At 56.9% G+C, this 19,299-nt stretch carries 18 protein-coding genes and 1 tRNA gene; 6 read left to right on the forward strand and 13 right to left on the reverse strand.

Annotated elements, in window-relative coordinates; all coding sequences use genetic code 11:
- Positions 1-6 precede the first annotated feature (6 nt).
- Positions 7-846 (forward strand): DMT family transporter, encoded by an 840-nt coding sequence (locus SLIT_RS08895; RefSeq protein WP_013029909.1) that lies wholly within the window; start codon positions 7-9, stop codon positions 844-846.
- Between the two features lie 3 nt (positions 847-849).
- Here the strand turns inward: SLIT_RS08895 and SLIT_RS08900 are convergent, their stop codons facing one another.
- The 3 genes from SLIT_RS08900 to SLIT_RS08910 form a co-directional block, all read right to left on the reverse strand.
- Positions 850-2,019 (reverse strand): MalY/PatB family protein, encoded by a 1,170-nt coding sequence (locus tag SLIT_RS08900; protein WP_013029910.1) that lies wholly within the window; start codon positions 2,017-2,019, stop codon positions 850-852.
- Between the two features lie 115 nt (positions 2,020-2,134).
- On the reverse strand, positions 2,135-3,049 hold the full coding sequence (locus SLIT_RS08905; protein ID WP_013029911.1) for a response regulator: 915 nt from the start codon (positions 3,047-3,049) through the stop codon (positions 2,135-2,137).
- Between the two features lie 16 nt (positions 3,050-3,065).
- On the reverse strand, positions 3,066-4,394 hold the full coding sequence (locus SLIT_RS08910; protein ID WP_013029912.1) for an ATP-binding protein: 1,329 nt from the start codon (positions 4,392-4,394) through the stop codon (positions 3,066-3,068).
- Positions 4,395-4,709: 315 nt separating this feature from the next.
- Here SLIT_RS08910 and SLIT_RS15955 point away from each other — a divergent pair, with 315 nt between their 5' ends.
- The 4 genes from SLIT_RS15955 (at position 4,710) to SLIT_RS08930 (ending at position 8,879) form a co-directional block, all read left to right on the forward strand.
- Positions 4,710-4,976, forward strand: coding sequence for a hypothetical protein (locus SLIT_RS15955; protein ID WP_150102984.1), 267 nt, complete (start codon positions 4,710-4,712; stop codon positions 4,974-4,976).
- A complete protein-coding gene (locus SLIT_RS08915; RefSeq protein ID WP_190272125.1) occupies positions 4,970-6,358 on the forward strand; it encodes a glycerate kinase type-2 family protein in 1,389 nt (462 codons plus the stop codon). The genes SLIT_RS15955 and SLIT_RS08915 overlap by 7 nt, the downstream gene beginning before the upstream one ends.
- A gap of 356 nt (positions 6,359-6,714) precedes the next feature.
- Entirely contained in the window at positions 6,715-7,908 is a 1,194-nt protein-coding gene (locus SLIT_RS08925; RefSeq protein WP_013029914.1) for a pyridoxal phosphate-dependent aminotransferase, read from the forward strand.
- A gap of 5 nt (positions 7,909-7,913) precedes the next feature.
- Positions 7,914-8,879 carry an HDOD domain-containing protein gene (locus SLIT_RS08930; protein WP_013029915.1) on the forward strand — a complete coding sequence of 322 codons (966 nt, stop codon included), beginning with the start codon at positions 7,914-7,916 and terminating at the stop codon, positions 8,877-8,879.
- Between the two features lie 8 nt (positions 8,880-8,887).
- Here SLIT_RS08930 and SLIT_RS15240 read toward each other — a convergent pair whose 3' ends face one another.
- Positions 8,888-11,917, reverse strand: coding sequence for an AsmA family protein (locus SLIT_RS15240; protein ID WP_013029916.1), 3,030 nt, complete (start codon positions 11,915-11,917; stop codon positions 8,888-8,890).
- Positions 11,918-12,058: 141 nt separating this feature from the next.
- Here SLIT_RS15240 and SLIT_RS08940 point away from each other — a divergent pair.
- Positions 12,059-12,134: transfer RNA gene (locus SLIT_RS08940), tRNA-Asn, on the forward strand.
- Positions 12,135-12,192: 58 nt separating this feature from the next.
- Here the strand turns inward: SLIT_RS08940 and ccmI are convergent.
- The 9 genes from ccmI to ccmA form a co-directional block, all read right to left on the reverse strand.
- Entirely contained in the window at positions 12,193-13,437 is a 1,245-nt protein-coding gene (gene ccmI / locus SLIT_RS08945; RefSeq protein ID WP_013029917.1) for a c-type cytochrome biogenesis protein CcmI, read from the reverse strand.
- On the reverse strand, positions 13,434-13,895 hold the full coding sequence (locus SLIT_RS08950) for a cytochrome c-type biogenesis protein (protein ID WP_013029918.1): 462 nt from the start codon (positions 13,893-13,895) through the stop codon (positions 13,434-13,436). The genes ccmI and SLIT_RS08950 overlap by 4 nt, the downstream gene beginning before the upstream one ends.
- Positions 13,892-14,419, reverse strand: a complete 528-nt coding sequence (locus SLIT_RS08955; RefSeq protein WP_013029919.1) for a DsbE family thiol:disulfide interchange protein — start codon at positions 14,417-14,419, stop codon at positions 13,892-13,894. The genes SLIT_RS08950 and SLIT_RS08955 overlap by 4 nt, the downstream gene beginning before the upstream one ends.
- A complete protein-coding gene (locus SLIT_RS08960) occupies positions 14,416-16,401 on the reverse strand; it encodes a heme lyase CcmF/NrfE family subunit (protein WP_013029920.1) in 1,986 nt (661 codons plus the stop codon). Before SLIT_RS08960 ends, SLIT_RS08955 begins: the two co-directional genes overlap by 4 nt.
- A 16-nt stretch (positions 16,402-16,417) precedes the next feature.
- Positions 16,418-16,912 (reverse strand): cytochrome c maturation protein CcmE, encoded by a 495-nt coding sequence (ccmE, locus tag SLIT_RS08965; RefSeq protein ID WP_013029921.1) that lies wholly within the window; start codon positions 16,910-16,912, stop codon positions 16,418-16,420.
- Positions 16,909-17,094 carry a heme exporter protein CcmD gene (gene ccmD, locus SLIT_RS08970; RefSeq protein WP_013029922.1) on the reverse strand — a complete coding sequence of 62 codons (186 nt, stop codon included), beginning with the start codon at positions 17,092-17,094 and terminating at the stop codon, positions 16,909-16,911. The genes ccmE and ccmD overlap by 4 nt, the downstream gene beginning before the upstream one ends.
- A 93-nt stretch (positions 17,095-17,187) precedes the next feature.
- Complete coding sequence (gene ccmC / locus SLIT_RS08975; protein ID WP_013029923.1) at positions 17,188-17,925, reverse strand: heme ABC transporter permease CcmC; 738 nt, start codon at positions 17,923-17,925, stop codon at positions 17,188-17,190.
- A gap of 4 nt (positions 17,926-17,929) precedes the next feature.
- Positions 17,930-18,613 (reverse strand): heme exporter protein CcmB, encoded by a 684-nt coding sequence (ccmB, locus tag SLIT_RS08980; RefSeq protein WP_013029924.1) that lies wholly within the window; start codon positions 18,611-18,613, stop codon positions 17,930-17,932.
- Positions 18,610-19,224, reverse strand: coding sequence for a cytochrome c biogenesis heme-transporting ATPase CcmA (ccmA, locus tag SLIT_RS08985; protein ID WP_013029925.1), 615 nt, complete (start codon positions 19,222-19,224; stop codon positions 18,610-18,612). The genes ccmB and ccmA overlap by 4 nt, the downstream gene beginning before the upstream one ends.
- Positions 19,225-19,299: the final 75 nt, after the last annotated feature.

Here is a 19,299-nt window from a genome sequence, read left to right on the forward strand (position 1 = left end):
TATATCTTGAACCGCATCCGCCTCGCTGCCTATACCACGCTGACCATGGTCGCCTTCGCCGGCAACTCGCTGTTTTGCCGCATGGCACTCAAGGAAACCGGCATCGATGCCGCGAGCTTCACCACCGTGCGCCTGCTTGCCGGTGCGGCGATGCTGTGGCTGCTGATGTACTGGCAGAGACAAGCCCCGCTGCAACATGGCAGCTGGCGCAGCGCTTTGGCATTGTTCGTCTATGCGGTCGCGCTGTCCTTCGCCTACCGCACCATCAACGCCGGCGCGGGAGCGCTGATGCTGTTCGGCGCGGTGCAGGTGACCATGATCCTGTTTGGTTTCATGGCAGGCGAGCGCATGGCCGCGCTGCAGATCGCAGGCTTCGTGGCGGCGATGGCCGGGCTGGTGATACTGGTATCGCCCGGTGTGGAGGCGCCGTCGGTGCTGGATTCGGTATTGATGCTGGCGAGCGGAACTGCCTGGGGCGTGTATTCCCTGTTCGGGCGCGGACTGCCGAATCCGGCCGCTGCGACGGCCGGGAATTTCCTGCGCGCAGCACCGCTGACGCTCGTTCTGTCGCTGCTTTCTTTGCCCTGGATGAATCTGGATGCGCACGGCATGCTGTATGCCGTGCTTTCCGGCGCGCTGACTTCCGCATTGGGTTATGTGATGTGGTACCGGGTGTTGCAGCACATGCATGCCATGACGGCTTCGACGGTACAACTCAGCGCACCGGTGATCGCTGCTGCGGGCGGTGTCTTGCTGCTCGGTGAAGCGTTCACGCGCGACCTGGTGATCGCTTCGCTGCTGATACTCGGCGGGATATGGCTGGTGTTGCGTTTCCGCAAAGCGTGAACTTCATTTGAGCGTCTGTTCGGCGCGAGCGATGTTCTCCAACGCCTGTTTGACGACGCTGCGCGGCGCGCCGATGTTCATGCGCATGAAACCGCTGCCCTGTTCGCCGAACAACACTCCCGGACTCAGGCCCAGCCCAGCTTCCTGCACGAAGAAATGCTTGAGCTGCTTGTCGCTCAGCCCCATCGCGCGGCAATCCAGCCACAACAGGTAAGTGCCTTCCGGTTCGATCAGCCTGATCCTGGGCAGATGCTGCTGCAGAAAGTCGCGCACCAGGTCGCGTGTGCCGGCAAGATAATCCAGCAGCTCGTCCAGCCATGGCGCCCCATCGCGGTAGGCTGCCTCGAACGCCACGATGCTGAACGGGTTGCTCGCGCTGACATGCAGCGTGTCGAACGCTTTAGTGATCGCGGCACGGTCAGCCTCATCCGCTACGATCAGTGCGGATAGCCCCAGACCGGGGATGTTGAAGGTCTTGCTGGGCGCCACGGCGGTGACGATCCTGGCCTGGCCCGGCAACGTGGCCAGCGGCACGTGCCGCACGCCGGGATAGACCAGGTCGGCATGGATCTCGTCCGACACCACGGCGATGCCGTGACGCTGGCACACCTCCAGTAGCGCCTGCAGTTCCTGCCGTTGCCACACCCGCCCGACCGGATTGTGCGGCGAACACAGGATCAACAGGCGCCCCCCTTCCGCTGCGCAGCGTTCCAGATCGTCCAGGTCGAAGCGGTAGCGACCTTCTTCCAGTTTGAGCGGATTGAGCAGCAGCTTGCGCCCGGTCGTCGCCGGCGCGGACAGGAACGGCGCATACACCGGTGGTTGCACGATGACGGCATCGCCGGGTCGGGTGAGTGCAAAGATGCAGGCATGCAGAGTAGGCACGACGCCGGGACAACACAGGATGGACTCGCGCTGCACTGTCCAGCTGTGCCGCACATGCAGCCAATGGATCAGCGCGTCGTACAGCGATTCCGGAAAGACGGTGTAGCCGAAAACGGGATGGGCGGCACGGTTCGCCAGTGCCTGCTGCACCGCTGCCGGCACGGCGAAATCCATATCGGCCACCCACATGGGCAGGACATCTGCCCTGGCGAAATACTCGTAGCGGGCATCGTATTTTAGGCTCGATGTCCCGGCACGCGAGATGATCTGGTCGAATTCGGATGGCATTTGAATCGGAATATAGCACTTACGTCCGGATGCGGACATTCTGGCGAAACGCCATTCATCGGTCTATTCCAATCGCCGAAACTGCATGGGTACCCGGGATTGCGATATGTCCGGATCAGGCTCCGATCCTTGCGCGCAGACGACCGAGCAGCCCGAGGAAATTCCCCGCCTGTATCTTTTCCTGTGGATCGCTGATCGGTGCCACGGTCTGGCGCTTTAACAATACCGGTTGGTTGCGCACCGCATGGAAGCGCTCCAGCATGGATTCGAGGTTGCGTGCCAGGATGCCTTTGCTGACAGGCTTGGGCAGGAAACGCGTGATCTGGGCCTGGTTGATGAGTTCGATCAGGTGCGAAGTATCGTTGAACGAGGTCAGCACGATGCATTGCGTCTGCGGGTTGAGTTGCTTGATGGTCTTGAGGATGTAGCCGACATTGGTCTCGCCCAGCATGAGGTCGGAGACAACGACCGATACGTCCTGTTTCGCCAGTTCTTCCATGGCGTGCTGCGCATCGGCGGCCCAGACGATCTCGCACCGGTCGCCCAAGGTCTCGTGCACGGTCCTGGCGGTGGATTCATCGTGATCCATGACCAGCACGCGCGGTTTGCTGCCCACCATAACGTTCACTTCTTCCGCATGGGTTTGCACATCGAAGCTGGCCACGGCGATGGCGGCAGCTTCGGCGACCACTTTCTTCACCTCTTCGGCATCCCAGGGCTTCATCAGGTAGCGGAACACCTCGCCTTCGTTCACGCTGGCGATGGATGCTTCCAGGTCGGAATAGCCGGTCAGCAGGATGCGCATGGTGGCGGGAGAGGTCTCGCGCGCGATGCGCAGCAGTTCGGAGCCTTGCATCACTGGCATGCGCTGGTCGCTGACCACGACATGCACTCTTTCTTCGCGCAGTATCCGGATGGCCTCTTGCGGATCGGTGGCCATGCGCACGTTGTAGCCGACGAAGAACAGCATGCGCAGTGAACGCAGGATGCGCTCTTCGTCGTCGACCAGCAGTAATGTAGGTTTGCTCATGGTTGGTATCCTTGTGTTATGCGGCGACTTCCAGCACTGCCGGTTGTTGCGCCGCTAGCGCTGAAGCGACGGGCAGGCTGATGTGGAAACAGGTGCCTTCGCCGACACGCGAATCGACTGTGATGTCTCCGCCGTGCTTCTGAATGATCTGGTGCGTGATGGCCAGCCCCAGGCCTGTGCCCTCGCCTACCGGCTTGGTGGTGAAGAACGGATCGAAGATGCGCGTCAATATCTCTTGCGGGATACCCCTGCCACTGTCGGCCACATTGACGTGAACCATTCCATCTTCAGACCAGGTCCTGATATGCAGCTTGCCAAAACCTTCCATCGCCTGCGCGGCATTGGTGAAGAGGTTGAGGAACACCTGATTGAGCTGTGACGGCGCACAGGTGATCCTCGGCAGGTCGCCCAGCTCCCTGACGACTTCAACCTTGTCCTTGAGCACGTTGCGGCCGATGTTCAGCGCGCTTTCGATGCAGTCGTTCAGGCTCACGGCTTCCGTGGCTGCCGCATCCATGCGCGAGAAGTTCTTCAGGTTGAGCACCAGTTCGGAGATCTGGGCGATCCCGTACAGCGAATCCCCCATCAGTCCGTGCATCTCGCCCAGCATCTCGCGGGCGTTCATGTCATTGCGCAGTTCGCCAATCTGCTGCATCTGCACAGCGATCTGCTCCTCTGTCGCCTGCTCGTCCAGCAGGTCGTCCAGCAAACCCTCATAACCGGCGATCAGGGTCTGGATCTGCTGGAACAGTGCCTGTCCTATCGCCACATTGTTTTGCACATAGCCGAGCGGTGTGTTGATCTCATGCGCGATGCCCGCCACCATCTGGCCGAGCGATGCCATCTTTTCCGATTGCACCAGCGCCAGCTGCGAGGATTTGAGTTGCGCATTGGCCTGCTCCAGCTCGCTGGTGTTGGCACGCATCTGCACTTCCATCGCATGCAGCAGGTCCATCACGAAACCAACGCCCAGGTAATGCCCGCGCCGGGTGATGATGAAGTCTTCGGTGAGCGGAAACTGCATGTTGGAAGCGACATGCTGTGCAGCGATTGCCAGCGGCTGATCCAGTTCGACCAGCAGGGGTTTGTCGTTGAGAAAGCTGCGGATCGGTCGCTTGCCGTGCAACTCGCGCGCATAGCGCTTGAGATAGATATCCATGAAACGGTAGCGACTGATCATCCCTATCGGGCGTCCGTTTTCTACGACCGGTAGCGAAAGGAGTTTTGAATATTTGGGGTTGGAAAACAGCTCGGCGACATCTTCCAGCGGGCAATCCGGGGAAATGGCTTCGATCGAGTTGACGAGCGAAAATACGTCCTTGCCTGCATGGCTGGTCTGGGGCATACATCCTCCTAATACTGGTTCCCTGATGCTGTTTTGTTTTTTGTGCACGCGATTCTATAAACGGGATGTGACAAACAGATGAAATGACGATCGTCCTGACCATGCTGCCGCCAATGTCATCCCTGTTTTGCTCGTGCTCCGCAGCCGCAAATAGTCGCAGGAAGGTTTGTGCGAAAAATTACGTCATGCGCCTGCGCAATCCGGTGTGTGATCGCCATTCACCTATCATCTGCATTGACAATGTGGTGTCCTGCGATCAGGTTGGACTATGATGGCGCCATGTACGACATGCCCTGTGTTTTCCCCGGGAGGCGCATGAAAAAGCCCGTCATATTCACCGAACTTGATGGAACACTACTGGATGAAGTGACCTATTCCTGTCGCGAGGCGTTGCTCGCTTTAAGCTCCATAGCTGCAAGCGGAACGCCGTTGGTCATGTGTTCCAGCAAGACCAAAGGGGAACTCGCAGCATACCGTAGCCAGCTGAATAACAATTACCCAATCATCCCTGAGAACAGCGGTGGCATTTTCATACTTTCCGACTGCTGCAGATGCGGAAGAAAATCAATGAAGCCATGCTGAAAATGATGTCACCACAGCCAGGCGGGGCCGCCTCGGCCCTGCCGGAACAGAACATCCTGGCAGAGATTTTTAATGCCGCTGTAGCTGCGGTCGATCCTTGCAACGCCGTGCTGAATTCGGTGCACGTAGAAAACGATCGGCTAGTTGTCGGGAGGAAATCGTATGACCTTGGCGCTTTCGAACGCCTGGTCGTGGTCGGTGCAGGCAAGGCGACGGCACGTATGGCATTGGCTGTCGAATCCCTGCTTGGAAACAGGATCGCTGCAGGGCTGATCGTCGTCAAGGAGGGGCACACCGTGCCTTTGTCCATCGTCGAGCAGGTGGAGGCTTCCCACCCTGTTCCGAATGAAGCCGGACAGGTTGGCACACAACGCATATTGCAGCTGATGCGGAATGCGGACGACAAGACGCTGGTCATCTGTTTGCTGTCGGGCGGTGCGTCGGCTTTGCTGGTTGCTCCGGAGGAGGATGTGACATTGCGCGACAAGCAGGAAACGACACGGTTGCTGCTCAATGCGGGAGCGTCCATAAACGAGTTGAACGCGGTACGCAAACACCTTTCAGCGATAAAAGGCGGCAGGCTGGCTGAAGCCGCTTACCCGGCACAGTTGCTGACATTGATCCTTTCCGATGTCATCGGCGACCCGCTCGATGTGATCGCGTCTGGACCCACAGCTGCGGACAGCTCGACTTTTGCCGACGCGTGGTCGGTGATCGCGAAATTCGGTTTGCAGAAAACGCTGCCTTCGCACGTGGCGGATCATCTCCGGCGCGGCATCGCCAGGAAGGAGCTGGAAACGGTCAAGGCAAACGATGCCTGCCTGGGCAAAACCGACAATGTGATCATCGCCGGCATACGTCAGGCCTTGTCTGCGGCACAGGCCAAAGCCCGTCGACTGGGGCTGGAATCGATAACGATTTCCGATGCCCTGCAAGGAGAGGCACGCGATGCTGCGCATTCTCTGGCACAAACCGCCCTGTCCGAACTGGCCTTGATGAAACCGGGCAAGCAGCGTTGTTTGCTTTGCGGCGGCGAAACCACTGTCACCGTGCGCGGAAACGGAAGAGGTGGAAGGAACCAGGAACTGGCGCTGGCCTTTGCGCTCGAGATCGATGGCGTATCAGGCGTGTCGCTGCTCTCCGCAGGCACCGACGGCGGCGACGGTCCGACCGATGCGGCCGGTGCGTTCGCCGATGGCAACATCGTTGCGCTGGCACGCAGCCACGGAATAGACCCGCTGCGCTATCTGGACCGGAACGATTCTTATGATTTTTTCCGGCAGCTCGATGCCGCGTCAGGAATGCAATATCATTTCAAGACCGGCCCGACCGGCACCAATGTCATGGATATCCAGTTCTTGCTGTTGCACAAATTGGAATAGCCTGCCCTTGGCCTCTTGCCTGCACCAGGCCGAAGACTCCCTGACGAAATATGAATCAGATGTGCTGATCACGGACTCGATTTCGACCGGCACGAACAAGCCAAGGCGGTATAAACCTTATACCCGTTGCATAGCCATGTCTTTGCAAGTGTTTATGGAGAACCCGATAAGCACACCACTTATCCCAAACTGGAACCGGGTGATTGCGGCCATCCCTGACATTTTTGACATGCTTGAAATAGCCGTGGTAGCAGACAGTAAATAACCATTCGACTAGGTTATTCGCCATATTGCGGCATCCACTCCTCCGTTGGCACAGGTATAATTCTCGTCATCTCATACCCATAGGAAAAATCGTGTCCCTCTCCACTCGCGTGCAAGCCATCAAACCTTCGCCAACTCTTGCTGTAACTGCACGAGCGGCGAAACTGAAGGCGGAAGGCAAAGACATCATCGGCTTAGGCGCAGGAGAACCGGATTTCGATACTCCACAACACATCAAGGATGCCGCCATCGCGGCGATCAACAAGGGTTTCACCAAATACACGGCGGTCGGCGGAACGCCATCGCTCAAGGCGGCGATCATCGCCAAGTTCAAACGCGACAACGGACTGGATTACACACCAAAGCAGATCCTGGTCTCCTGCGGCGGCAAACAAAGCTTCTTTAACCTCGTGCTTGCCACGATCAATCCCGGAGATGAAGTCATCATCCCCGCACCGTATTGGGTGTCTTACCCCGACATCGTGCTGATCGCCGAAGGCAAACCGGTGATCGTGCAGGCAGGCATCGAGCAAGGCTTCAAGATGACGCCCGCGCAACTGGAAGCGGCGATCACGCCCAAGACCAGGATGGTGGTGATCAACAGCCCGAGCAACCCGTCTGGTGCGGTCTATACGCTGGAAGACCTGAAAGCACTGGGTGACGTACTGCGCAAGCACCCTAACATCATCATCTCCACCGACGACATGTACGAGCACATCGCGTTGACCGATGCCAAGTTCGTCAACATCCTCAATGCCTGTCCCGACCTGTATCCGCGCACCATGGTGCTGAACGGCGTATCCAAGGCCTACGCGATGACCGGCTGGCGCATCGGCTATGCAGGCGGCCCTGAGAACATCATCACGGCGATGGAGAACGTGCAGTCGCAAAGCACTTCCAACCCGACTTCCATCTCGCAAGTGGCGGCTGAAGCCGCGCTGAACGGCGACCAGGGCTGCATCGCGCCGATGCTCAAGGCATTCCGCGAGCGCCATGTGTTCGTGGTGAACGAACTGAACAAGATCCCCGGCCTCCACTGCATCATGGCCGGCGGAGCCTTCTATGCCTTCCCCGATGCCCGCAAGGCTATTGCGGCGCTGCACAAGAAAGGCACCATCAAGGAAGCCAACGACCTCGCCTTGTCCGAATACCTGCTGGTGGAAGCCGGCGTGGCAGTGGTGCCCGGTTCTGCCTTTGGCAGTGAAGGCTATATTCGCCTGTCATTCGCCACTTCGATGGATAACCTGAAAAAAGCACTGGAACGCATGGCCAAGGCCTTGTCGTAAGCAAATTGGCGAACATCAAGCAGCAAGAGGCAGTTGCAGCAGAAGTCTTTGCTGCGCTGGAGAGTGGAAAACTCGAACTGCCGACACTGCCCGACATAGCGATCAATATCCGCGAGACGATCGAGGATCCAAACGTCTCTGCTGAAAAGATCATCCGTCTGCTTTCGGCCGACCCGGCAATCTCTGCACAGATCATCAAGACCGCGAATAGCGCTGCTTTCTCAAATGGCTTCCCGGTCAACGATCTGCGCTCGGCGATCTCTCGCCTGGGCTACCGCATGCTGCACAACCTGGTGATGCTCATCACCATGAGCAACCTGTTCAAGGCAAGCAGTCCGATCATCAACCAGGAACTGAAGGATCTGTGGGATCACAGTCGCGAGGTCGCTGCCAACAGTTATGTGCTGGCTCTGCATCAGAAACATCTCAAACCGGAGCAGGCCTTGCTGGCTGGTCTGGTGCATGATCTCGGCGCTTTACCGCTATGCATCTACGCCGACCATCATCACCCGCGCCTCGACAAGGAGACGCTGGAAGGCCTGATCCGCAAGTTCCATACCGAGGTTGGCGCCAGGTTATTGTCCAGTTGGCACTTCCCGGACAACCTTGTTGAGATCGTAGCAGAGCACGAGAACCTGCAACGCATGACCGCAGGCGGAGTGTCGGACTATATCGATGTGGTCACGGTGGCGAATATGATGATGCCAGCCACGGCGAAGTTCGTTGCCTGGGAGAATGTGCGTGCGATAGGCCGGCTGGGATACACCCCTGCACAATGCCAGAATTTTCTGGCCCGGCACGAGGAACAACTTTCCATAGCACGCGAAATGCTTGGCTTCCCGCGATCAAATGTACCAAAGCAAGCGACCGCGACTTCCTCTGTAGTGGCAAAACCGATCGTTCCGGCACCCGAAGAAAACCCGGACAGCACATCGGGTGTGCTGTCCGGGTTGTTCAAGCTGTTCAGGTAAAGTATTGTTCAGTGCCCTGCGCGCAGCTTGGGTTCGGCAGTTGTGCCGTACAAAGTCAGCACGTTGTTGCCGGGGCGCATCTTGATCTCGGCATTAAAGGTTCCCGAAAGTTGGTTGCCCGGGAACACGTCGAACGATCCGCTTGAGTTCAGCATCTCCGAAACGATCTTCAGCTGGCGGAAATGAGTCCCTCGGTTATCCACCTGCACCTGGCCGGCCAGGTCATCGAAATGGGTACGCCCGCCTACCAGATTATCCCGGCTTAGCAGCCGTGCCGTCTCGACCATGTCGATGGCGATCGTGCCTTTCTTGACGGTGAAAGTGCCATCCAGGCGTGGCGAATCGCCCAGTTGTGAAAGTTTTACGCCACCCATCGAGAAGGTGCCCTCGCCATTCAGGTCCCCTTCGACATGGAGTTTCGGATACATCTTGTCCACATCGAACGTCTTGGCCTCCAGACTACCCTGTAACTGCCAGCCTTTGTCCCAGCTGAGCTTCGCGCTGCCAAGCAAAATCCCGTTGAAGATGTGGGCATCCAGTTCGGTGAAGCTCACCACACCTTCTCCGATATTGCCCTTCGCGCTCAGATCGCTGAATACGAGATCCGGCAACATGGGCAAGCCGCTTTCCTTCAGGTTCACATTCACTATCCAGCGATTATCGTTATTCTGGAGATCGAAACCGAGCTTGTCGTCAGGACTATGCAGCGAAACCCGGCTGAACGCTCCGTGCGCATCGATGTCTGCGATTCCGTCCATGGTTGGCAAGGTGATTTCATCGGTAACGATCTTTACATGCTGCAAATTCAGATGGCGAATCGGATATTGCGCATTGGCGCCCAGCAACATCAGGCTTTCAGCCTGCTTGTTGATGACTCGCCCATCGATGCTGACGTCATTCAAGTCGGCTTCGCTGATCACCTTCACATCGGAGAACAGGGAGAGTGCGGCAAAGTTGAGCACTATGCTCGCGACCTTCACTTCCTGGTTATTTCCCATGGTCACGTTCTGCAATTGCAACCTGGGAGGAAGGGAAGCCGCACTCATTCCGCCGATGTGCACCGGCTGCTTCAGTTGCGCGGAAAGTCGCTGCTCGATTGGAGCAATGTAATCCTTGAGCGGATAGACATAGGGCAATGCCACTGCAACTACCAGAGCCAGCATGACCACACCGAAAGCGATCTTGCCCAACGGCAACGGTTTGCGATGTTTCCTGGCTGTGGAAGGTTTGCTTGCCTTGGCTTGAGACAGGGCCGCTTGCTGCGCAGCCTGCTCCAGATCGATTATCGCCTGTGCCTTGGCGCGTTGTTCTGCTTCCGCCCATGCCTTGGCCTGTTCTTCCGCCAATGCCTGCTCTTCGGCTTTGCGGCGTGCGTCCTCTTCGGCTTTCCTGTTCGCCGCTTCGGCCTCCTTCTTCAGCCGTTCCATTTCAGCGGCGATGTTGCTGGAACTTTTTTCTGCTGCGATCTTCGCCTCTGCTGCAACGCGCTGCTCTGCCTCGATCCTGGCTTTTTCTTCGACTTCAAGAATCGCAGGAATCTCCGGGCGGGCCACTGGCGCAGCAGCCGGCTGCTCCGGCGCCATACCACCCAGGAAGCTGTCCAGCTTGATCTCGAAGGCTGGTGCTGCCGCAGTTGCAGGCTGTGAGCTTTTTTCTTTGGCCGCGCGTGCCTTCGCCTCTTGTTCCGCAACTGCACGTTTAGCACTTTCTTCCGCTTCGCGTTCGGCAGCCTCCTCGGCATCACGCTTCCTTGCAGCTGCTTCCGCCTCTGCGCGTTTTTTGGCAGCCGCTTCCTGTTCTGCCTTGATGCGTGCAGCCTCCTCTTCAGCTTTCAATCTGGCGGCCTCGGCCTCGCGTCTTGCTTTTTCCTCAGCTTCCTGTTTGATGCGAGCCTCGGCCAGTGCCTTGGCTTCAGCTTCGGCGCGTGCCTTGGCCGCTTCCAGTTCGGCCTTGACTCGCGCGGCTTCCTGTTCCGCTTTCAAGCGGGCTGCCTCGGCTTCGGCTTTGGCCTTGGCTGCTGCTTCCAGTTCGGCCTTGATCCGTGCCGCTTCTTGTTCCGCTTTCAAACGTGCTGCCTCGGCTTCCCGTTTCGCCTTTTCTTCCGCCTCCTGTTTGGCACGCGCCGCCGCCTCGATCTCGGCGCGAACTCGTGCCTCTGCTTCCGCTTTGGCTTTGGCCGCAGCCTCCAGTTCGGCCTTGACGCGTGCAGTCTCCTGTTCCGCTTTCAGGCGCGCCGCTTCAGCTTCTCTCTTGGCCTTTGCCTCTGCCTCTTGCTGGGCACGCGCTGCCGTTTCGATCTCGGCACGGATTCGCGCCTCGGTTTCAGCCTTGGCCCGTGCAGCCGCTTCCTTGGTCGCTTTGGCTAACTCGGCTTCCTGTTTGGCCTTGGCTTCGGACTGCAAACGATTGGCCGCCTCCTGCTTTGCCTTGGCTTCGATCTCCGCCTTGGCCCGCGCGGCCAATTCGGCTTCAAGCTTGGCTTTGGCTTTGGCTGCAGCTTCAGCCTCCGCTTTGGCTTTTGCTTTGGCCGCTGCCTCAGCCTCTGACCTGGCTTTGGCTGCTGCCATGCTTGCTTCCAGTTCTGCGTGCGCACGGGCGGCTTCTTCTGCTTTCTGTTTGGCTGCCAATTCCGCTTGCTGAGCTCGTACTCGTTCCGCGGCATCAGCCTGTTGCTTGGGCGCCGTGCCAGGCACATGCATGGAGCTGAAATCCAGATCTTCTGTTGGCGGCTTCGCAGCAGCCTTGGGGGTGAATGTCTCTGCAGGTTTCGGAGAGAACATTTTGAGCGGGTTGAATTTTGGTACAGCGAACTTTGGCTCGACATGAACCTTGTCCTTGTCGCGGATATATCCACCCGCCACCAGTTCGTTGACGATCTCTTGCCAGCTTTCACGCAGGCTGGGGGGAGCACGCTTGGCCAATTCTCCTGCAGCGGACTTGTTATCGATGAGAGACAGTATGCGTTTAAGGTCGCTGGAAAGATTTGCTCCTTCTTTCTCGCCTTTTTCAGTTTTTATAAATACCGTTTTCTTGTCCATGATCCATATTAGATATATTTATCTTTGGCCGCGCATCTCTTTAATGAGATCTGTCACGAAATTACGCATAAATCTTCTTCTGACGTCGTTTCTCATATTGACCAAAACGCTCTCAGTCATTAGTATAGCGCCCTCATCAATTCCCTGATAGCTCAGTCGGTAGAGCGACGGACTGTTAATCCGCAGGTCCCTGGTTCGAGTCCAGGTCGGGGAGCCAAAAAACAAGGGCTGTCGCATCATGCGACAGCCCTTTTATTTCCAGCCCAACACGCCTTTCAGCGAATCAGCTGATCGATAGCGATCTTGACGCCTTTGCTGCCCAGAGCCAGTGGCTGGCTCATACCTTGCATATCGCCCGGTTGTGGCATGGCAGTACCGGATTTGGAGATGCGCGCCACAACGACCACCTGATCGAAGTTGGACATCTTCATCTGAGGTGACATCGCCATGCTGTCATCCAGTGCGAATTGCACCGGCAGATCCCTTACCTGCTTGCGCAGGATCGCCAGCGGCATTTTTGGCCCTTGAGCGGCGCGTGCCAGCACGAACAAGGTGTCATTCGGATCGGCCTGGCCCTTGAGCGCAGCGCTCAAGGTCACGGTTCCGGTGATGCGTTCCTGGCCAGCCGCCTGGGCCTTGGGCGCAGGCTCGTTGATCTGGTCCAGCTGGGCAACCTTGCCGCCCTTGCTTTGGGCTAGCAACATATGCGCCTGACGCAGGCCTTCTTCGACCATCTTGGCATTCTCGCTTCCTGGAGGGAGCTGCTTCATCAGCTTCTCCCAGTACATGATGGCGACAGAGAATTCTCCGCGCTCCATCGCTGCCGTTCCAGACAGCGCCAGTGCCTTGGCATAGTTGGGATCGATCTCTAGCGCACGATTCAGCAGGCTGGTCGGTGCTCCCACCAGCGTGTTCTGGGTCATCGCCAACGCGTCCGCATAATCAGCCCACAACATGGCTTCGTCCGGGACGAGTTTGGTCAGGCTGTCGTATTTTTTGGCGCCATCGGCATAGCGTCCGAGCTCGACATAGGAACGGGCAAGCATGAGCAGGACTTCCGGATTGTTGGGGTTCTGCACCAGCTTGTCTTCCAGCGCCTTGATCCCGGCTTCGTCGCGCACTATTCCGCCAGCGCCAAATTCCGGCTGGGGAGCAAAGGCATTAGGATTCCCGAGCTTGAGATACAGTCCCACCGAGGCCAGCGGCAGCAACACTGCCAATACGACAGCCGTAATTTTCAGTGGATGGGGCTTTTTCGAAACCTCGCCAGTCTTGGTATCGCCGACCTCTTCCAGAAGCCGCGCCTGCAGTTCGCGTTTGCCTTGCTCATGCAATTCCGGGGTAAGCAGTCCATTCTTCAGGTCGGCATCCATTTCGGCAATCTGGTCGCGCAGAATCTCAAGATTGGCGGCATCGCGAACAACCGAATTGTCCTTGGCGATCCCGCGCCACAACGGCACAGCCACAAACAGAATGGCGATGATCAACAACGCCGCACAGATGATCCAGAATAAAGTCATTTGTTTTCTTCTTCGTTGAGTAATGAGGCAGCGCGTTGTTGCGCTTCAGGGGTGAGTTCTGGCTCCTGCACGGTCTTGCGGCGCTTGCGCAACTGCATGATCAACATGATTGCGCCGAACAGCAACATCGCAAAGGGGCCGAACCACAGCATCAGGGTGTTTTTTTGCACTGGCGGGTTATACAACACGAAGTCGCCATATCGGGCAACGAGATAATCGATGATCTCCTTGTCGCTCTTGCCCTTCTCCATCATCTCGCGCACTTCCTGGCGAAGGTCTTCTGCAAGTTCGGCGTGTGAACTTGCCAGCGATTCATTCTGGCAAACAAGGCAACGCAGGTTCTCTGCCAGTCCGATCATGCGTTTTTCTATCACCGGATTGGTAGCCAGGTCTTTTGCTTCGCCGGCGTACGAGCTGAAAGGCAACAGGCAAAACAACAGGATTGTCAGCATTCTCATTTGTTCTGTAACTCCGCAACCATTGGCAATATCTTCTCGCGCAGGTTCTGGTCCGTGACCGGACCGATCTGCTTGAAGCGGATGATTCCCGTTTTATCGATGACATAGGTTTCCGGCACGCCGTAGACGCCATAGTTGATGCCGACGCGCCCATCACTATCCATCACGCTCAAGGTGTAGGGATCCCCGGCTTGGCGCAGCCACATCTCCGCATCTTCCTTTTTGTCCTTGTAGTCGAGGCCGTAGATCGGAACAATGTTCTGTTGCGACAAGGACAACAGCACAGGATGCTCTTCCTTGCATGAAACACACCAGGAGGACCACACATTGAGCAGCCAGACCTTGCCCTTCATTTCCTGCATCGAAAACTGTTTCTTCGGATCGTGCAGTTGCGGCAGTGTGAAAGCCGGAGCAGGCTTGTCGATCAGCGGCGACGGCACTTCATGTGGATCTAGTCCCAGTCCGATATATAGAAAAACAGCCAAAACCAGAAAAGCCACCAAGGGCAATATGAATCGCATCATGCGGCATTCTCCTTCAATTGCTCACTTCCTGTGATCACAGCCTGTGCCTTGCGTGCGTGGATACGATAACGACGATCGCTGATCGCCAGGATGCCGCCGAAAGCCATCATCAGGCAACCGAACCATATCCAGTCTACGAAAGGCTTGATATAGACCCGCACCGCCCATGCCTTGGTGCCAGGAATCGGCTCTCCCAGTGACACATAGAGATCGCGCAATAGCCCGGGTTGGATGGAAGCCTCGGTCATAGGCATGCCGGACACGTTGTACTGGCGTTTTTCGGGATGCAGCGCGGTAACCAGTTTGCCATTCTTGATGACACTCACCTGGCCTTGCGATGCAACATAGTTAGGACCGGGAACATCGATCACTCCATCAAAACGGAACTCATATCCACCAGCCTCGACAGTGTCGCCGACATCCATACGGACGTCACGTTCGGTCTCATAACCTTTCACCATGGTCACGCCAATGATGAAAACGGCGATGCCAAGGTGGGCCAGCAGCATCCCGTAGTAACTGCGTGAAGGAATCTTCAAACGGTCCAGCAAATCGCCGGAACCGGCGATACGTTTGCGCAAATCGAGCAGTGTGGTGGTGATGACCCACGCTGCCAGCAGCAAACCCAGGGCGATGAGCGGGGTCCATTGCCCCATGACCAGTGGCAACAATAAGGCGATGACCATGCTGGCTCCAAATGCCCAGCGCACGCGCTGCCAGATGTCCGGCACGCTGGCATGCTTCCATCGTGCGATCGGTCCCAGGCCCATCATCATCACTAACGGCGCCATCAGGGGCACGAACACGGTATTGAAGTACGGTGGGCCCACGGAAAGTTTGCCGAAACCAAGCGCATCCATGAACAGCGGATACAGCGTTCCCAGGAACACCGACGCGGATGCCACCGATAGCAATACGTTGTTGGCAAGCAGCATGGACTCACGCGAGACAAGGTCGAATTTGCCGCCCAAACCGATCTTGGGAGCCCGCCATGCGAACAAAAGCAGCGACGATCCGATGACCACCACCAGGAAAGTAAGAATGAAGACGCCTCGTTTGGGGTCGGTCGCAAAAGCATGCACCGAAGTCAGCACACCCGAGCGCACGAGGAACGTTCCCAACAGACTCAGCGAGAAAGCCGCGATCGCCAGCAATACAGTCCAGCTCTTGAATGCGGCGCGCTTTTCCGTCACCGCCAAGGAGTGGATCAATGCAGTACCGGCCAGCCATGGCATGAACGAAGCGTTCTCGACCGGATCCCAGAACCACCAGCCGCCCCAGCCCAATTCATAGTAAGCCCACGCGCTGCCCAGCATGATGCCGATAGTGAGGAAGACCCATGCCACGGTCGTCCAGGGACGCGACCAGCGCGCCCAGGTCGAATCGAGTTTGCCGCCCAGAAGTGCAGATAGCGCAAACGCAAACGCCACGGAGAAGCCTACGTAGCCCATGTACAGCATGGGTGGATGGATCACCAAACCAGGGTCTTGCAACAGCGGATTCAGGTCGCGCCCATCCATCGCTGCCGGCAACAGGCGATCAAACGGGTTGGACGTAAGCAGCATGAACAGCAGGAAGCCTGTGGATATCAAACCCATCACGCCGATCACCCGCGCCAGCATCTCTTGCGGCAGGTGGCGGCTGAACGTGGCGACCGCGACAGTCCACACGGTCAGTATGAATGTCCACAGCAGCAGCGATCCTTCATGACCGCCCCATAATGCAGCAACGCGGTACTGGATCGGCAATTGCGAATTGGAATGCTCCGCCACATACAGCACGGAAAAGTCGTTACCCACGAAGGAGTGCACCAGACAAACAATGGCAATGAGGACGATGAAGAACTGTCCGACTGCCAAAGGCCGTGCCGTGGACATCATCACCGGATTGTTGCGTGCGGCACCGATGATGGGCAATACGCCCTGGATCATTGCAAGGAACAAGGCGACGATGAGTGCAAAATTACCGATCTCTGGAATCATACTGAGGCTCTCAAAATTATTTATCTACAGGAACTGCAGCGGATGGGCTGTTGCCAGCCTGCAACGGTGCGGCTTTGGCAGCTTCGGCAGCTTTGGCCTTTTTCAATGCATCAGCCGCCTCTGGTGGCATATAGTTTTCATCATGCTTGGCCAGCACTTCTTCGGCATGGAAAACGTTACCCTCTTCCAGTTTGCCTTGGGCAACCACCCCTTTTCCCTCCTTGAACAGATCCGGAAGGATGCCTTTATAGACCACCGCCATCGTTTTGAATGTGTCTGTGATGTTGAAATGCACGGTCAATCCATCATTTTCGCGCTTCAAACTCCCCGACTCTACCAGGCCACCGATGCGGAAGCTGCGATTTTGCGGCGCTTCCTTGTTGTAAACCTGGGTCGGGGTGAAATACAGGCTGACGTTGTTCTTCAGTGCAAACAGCACCAGACCAACTGCCGCACCAACCAGCACGAGCCCTCCAACGATGAACCACAATCTTTTCTTCCTAGGTGTCATGCCGCTTCCCCTGTTCCGTCTTCACCCATCTCTTTATTCATCAAACGCAATTCGCGCAACACATTCTTTCTGCGGTTGCGCACCATGGCGATCTCGACAGCAAACACAAAAAATGCCAGCCCGTACGATCCCCATACGTAAAAAGCGTAACCGTTCATGGCAAAAAAATCAGCCCAGTTCATTGCTGCACCTCCGACACTTTACTGGCATAGCCAGCAGATTGCGGGGGAGGTGCAATGCAGCCATTCCCGCACCCGTCACATTCTTGCACCGTGTCATGGCTGCACCTCCTTGAGGCTGTTCACCCATTGCGTATTGGCTTCACGCTCCAGAATGATGCTGCGCACACGTGCCAGACTGACGGCAATTGCATACAGCCAGCAGGCGATCAATAACGAGAACATGGCTTGCTGCATGGCGATATGCATCGTGGTTCCGCTGAACTTGATCGTCGAGCCCTGATGCAGGGTATTCCACCACTTCACCGAAAAATAGATGATCGGCACGTTCACCGATCCGACGATTGCCAGCAAGGCGCTGGCTTTGTCCGCGCGGCGCGGATCGTCGATGGATGCCTGCAGGGCGATGAAGCCCAGGTAGAGGAACAGCAGGATCAATTCGGAGGTCAAGCGCGCATCCCACACCCACCATGCCCCCCACATCGGCTTGCCCCATAGCGCGCCTGTCCATAGCGAGATAAATGCAAACAGCGCACCAGTCGGCGCGAGGGATTGCGCCATCATGGAAGAAAGCCGGGTATTGAATATCAGCCCCAATGCAGCATATCCGGCCATAACCAGGTAAATGAACATGGACAGGATGGAAGCCGGGACATGAATGAACATGATGCGATAAGCTTCGCTTTGCACAGCATCGGTCGGCGCCACGAAAAAGCCTATGTATAAGCCGATCACGAACAAGATCGCTGCCGGCCATGCAAAGAAAGGGATCAGCTTGCCTGCCAGACCGTAAAATGTGGTCGGTGCCGAGTATTTGAACCAGTTGATTGCCAAATCTCTACTCCATAGAAATACGTAACGCCTGCGCCGCCACGAACGGCGTGAATACCAGGGCAAACAGCATAAAAGCCCCCAGCAAAGACAGGTTGGAAACAGCACTCATACCGCTGGTGACCGCCTCCACCGCACCCGTACCGAATATCAGCACCGGGATGCAAAGCGGCAACACCAGCAACGACACCAGCACGCCGCCTCCGCGCAAACCCAAGGTAAGCGCCGCGCCTATAGCGCCAATCATGCTAAGTATGGGCGTACCCAGCAATAACGCCAGCATCAACATCCACAATGCCTGCGCAGACATATCGAATTGCAATCCCAGCACTGGCGCGATCAATACCAACGGGAGGCCGGACAGCATCCAATGCGCCATGATCTTTCCTAGCACAAGTACGGTGAGCGACTGCGGCGCGAGCAACATCTGCTCCAATGTTCCGTCCAGATAGTCCGCTGAAAACATCCTTGGCAGCGACAACATGGAAGCCAACAAGGCGGCGACCCACACCACACCGGATGCCATCTTTCGCAACATCTCGGATTCCGGCCCGACTCCCAATGGGAACAGGCTTGCCACCATCACGAAAAAGATCAGCGTGGTCAGGACATCTGCGCGTCGGCGCATCGCCAAGAGCAAATCTCTCCGGATCACCAATCCCATCAATCCGAACAGCGAGAGTTTCCTCATGACAGTGCCAGTTGACGAGTCTGAACACCTTCCACATGCAAGGGTTGGTGCGTAGTAAAAATCGCCATGCCACCCTTCGACAGATGTTCGCCAATTAGTTCCTGCATCAAGCCCACTGCCCCCACGTCAAGTGCGGTCAATGGTTCATCCAGTATCCACAAATGCGCATCACCTATCAACAAACGGGCCAATGCAACCCTTCGACGCTGCCCTTGTGACAGCACTTTCACCGGCAAATGTTCTCGGCGCTGCAAACCCATGCGCCTTAATGCGGCGGCAGCTTGTTGTTCGGATACCGTATAACCCGCCAGTCCGGCGCTCATCTGCAAATTTTCAAGTGCATTCAACTCGTCCTTGATCGCGTTCAAATGGCCAATATACAGCAGCTCGGCATAGTAATCTTCACCCAGTTCGCGTACACGTTTGCCGCACCAGAGAATCTCACCTTCTTCAGGCTGAATGAAGCCGCACAACGTGCGCAGCAAACTGGTCTTGCCGCTACCGTTTGCCCCCTGTACCTGCATGATCTCTCCGGCCTGGAGCGTGAAACTCAATCCGGAAAACAAACGATGATCGCCGCGACTGCACGCAAGATTGCCGACTTCCAGCATGAAGGAAAATCCGAAATGAACAGTTGGGAATTATATACGATTAAGCGTCGAGCTTCACTTCACCGGAACTTCACA

Origin of the sequence: Sideroxydans lithotrophicus ES-1, assembly GCF_000025705.1 — a bacterium.
Classification (GTDB): domain Bacteria; phylum Pseudomonadota; class Gammaproteobacteria; order Burkholderiales; family Gallionellaceae; genus Sideroxyarcus; species Sideroxyarcus lithotrophicus.